General features: G+C 68.9%; 2 protein-coding genes. Both read right to left on the reverse strand.

All coding sequences use genetic code 11. The features are described from left to right. Positions 1–3: 3 nt before the first annotated feature. Positions 4–1,635, reverse strand: a complete 1,632-nt coding sequence (locus tag AC5LUJ_RS03555) for an ABC transporter substrate-binding protein (RefSeq protein WP_250285655.1) — start codon at positions 1,633–1,635, stop codon at positions 4–6. 315 nt (positions 1,636–1,950) lie between these two features. Next, on the reverse strand, positions 1,951–2,064 hold the full coding sequence (locus AC5LUJ_RS03560; protein ID WP_445548567.1) for a putative leader peptide: 114 nt from the start codon (positions 2,062–2,064) through the stop codon (positions 1,951–1,953). Between the last annotated feature and the right edge of the window lie 363 nt (positions 2,065–2,427).

Here is a 2,427-nt window from a genome sequence, read left to right on the forward strand (position 1 = left end):
GTGTCAGCTCTTCCAGGTGTCGTGCAGCTGGATCCGGCTGGACGCCTCGAAGTCCAGGTTGTGGACGTTCTTCGACACACCCAGCTCGGTCTGCAGCTCCACGACCGGGACGACGTAGGCGTTCCGCACGATCAGCTGCTGGGCCTGGGCCACCAGGTTCTGCCGCCTGACCGGATCCGGTTCGGCCGCCTGGTCGGTGAGGACGCTGTCGAGCTGGGTCGGCGGCAGCCGGTACGCGTTCGCCAGCTGCGTGGAGTACAGGGTGCGCAGGATGTCGGGGTCGGCGCGGGTCAGGTTGCCCCACAGCACGTCGAAGTCGCCCGAGCGCTGGATTTGGGCCGCCTGCGCGATCTGTAGCTCCTTCAGCACGAGATCGACACCGACCGTCTTCAGCTGCTGCTGGACCAGTTCCAGGGTCGGCTTGTTGGTGGCCGCGTTGGCGAACCAGCTCACCGCCAGGCGCAGCGGGACGCCGTCCTTCTGCCGGATCCCGTCGGCGCCGGGCACCCAGCCGGCCGCGTCCAGCAGCGACCTGGCCCGGGCGGCGTCGAAGGCCAGGTCCGAGCCGAGATCCTGGTAGCCGGGGGCCGTGTGCGCCAGGATGCTCGTCGCCGGGTGGGTGCCGGTCGGGAACACCGTGTCGGCGACCTGCTTGCGGTCGATGGCGAACAGGATGGCCTGCCGCACCTTCTGGTCCTGCAGGATCGGCCGGGAGTTGTTCAGGCTCAGGTTGAACACCACCCCCGGGTTGGCCCGTGCCTGCAGGCTGGCCCCGCCGCCCTTGAGCGCCGTCTCGTCGGCGCGGCCCACGCTGCCGATCGCGTCGACCTGTCCGGAGGTCAGGCTGGCGCTGCGCACGCCCGCCTCCGGGACCACCTTGAACGCGAGCGTGTCCAGGTACGCCTCGCCCTTCTTCGTCCACAGGGACGAGCCCCAGTTGTAGCCGGTGCGCTTCGCCAGCGTGATCGACTGGGCCGGCGCGTACTTCGACAGCACGAACGGGCCCGACCCGGTCACACCCTCACCGCACCGCTGCTGCGGGGTTCTGGCGATGCTCGCCCCCGACACCAGCCCCAGCGAGAACGTCGACGTGGCCTGCAGGAACTGGGCGTTCGGCTGCCTGAACGCGACCGCGGCGGTGAGGTCGTCGACCACCGTGGTGCCCTCGTAACCGCTGAGGTAGCCCGTCCCCAGGACAGCCAGCGCGCCCAGCTTCGGTATCGCGTCGAAGTTGTCCTTGACCGACCGCGCGTTCACCGGCGTCCCGTCGCTGAACGTCGCACCGGGCCGCAGGTGGAAGGTGAACGTCCTCGCGTCCGGGCTGATCTCCCAGCGCTCCGCCAGCCACGGCACGATCTCGCCCGTCCGGGGGTTCTGGTCGGTCAACGAGTCGACGATCTGCCGCAGCGAGTAGATCGTGTCGTTGCTGCCCACCTGCTGCGGGTCCACACATCCCGCGTCCGAGCCCACCGCAAAGGTCAGCGTGCCCCCCGGGCGGGGTGTGCCGGCACGCGCACCGCTGGTGGGCTCGTCGTCATCGGAGCCACAGGCGCTCACCAGCGTCGCGGCCGCGGCGAGCGCGGCAACAGCCACCGCCCACCGAGGAGCGGGCCCGGACCGGGCTGATCTGTTCACAACAGTCCTTTCCTGCGAGGCAGCCGAGGGAAGCAGCCGGCGGGGCCGTATACCCGCGCACCTGAAATCCCGGACGGACCGTGACAAAAGCACAGAACAGGCAATGAAAAGAACAACGCGTTATGCGATGGACACGTAATGCCGACCCGCATGGTGTGGCGTCAGGACCACCACAGGCAGAAAGACGAGCCGAAACATGGCGATGAGGACGCACCGTGAGCCACGACCGGTGACACGGCGATGCCATGGAAACGCCAGACAGATCCACTCACGGCTGACGGCGAGCGGAGCCGGTATCAGCTCAGACGCTGGCGGCTACGGACACAGACAGCTCGTCACCCGCTGTAGATCGATATGCCGACGCGAGAACGTCGCCGGGGCGACACAGCACGGCGAAACAGCGCAGGCATGGCCATGCGACCGCTGCACGCTGGTTTCCTCCTACGACCACGCACGCGCCCACACGACCGCTCTGTCGCGCCAGGCTCATCTCTGGAGCGCCCGACCGCGGACGTGGCTACCGGCCGGTGAAACGGAGCCCGACACCGACGTCCGGTGCCAGAAGCTACCCGCCCACAGATCACCCGTCAATATCGACCGACAAGGTAGAAAATCAGCCCGACCAGGCCGGTCGCGCCCAGTCACTCACCGCATCGTCCAGCCCACCAGCTCCTTCAGTCCTCTGCCCCGGAATCCGCCGGGCCCGCACCCGGTCCGGCCCCGCGACGGCGACAGCGACAGCGGCGAGACCGTCTGCCGAGGAGGGCCGGCCCTGCCGACGAGGATCCCGTC

Source organism: Protofrankia sp. CiP1_Cm_nod3, assembly GCF_982290655.1.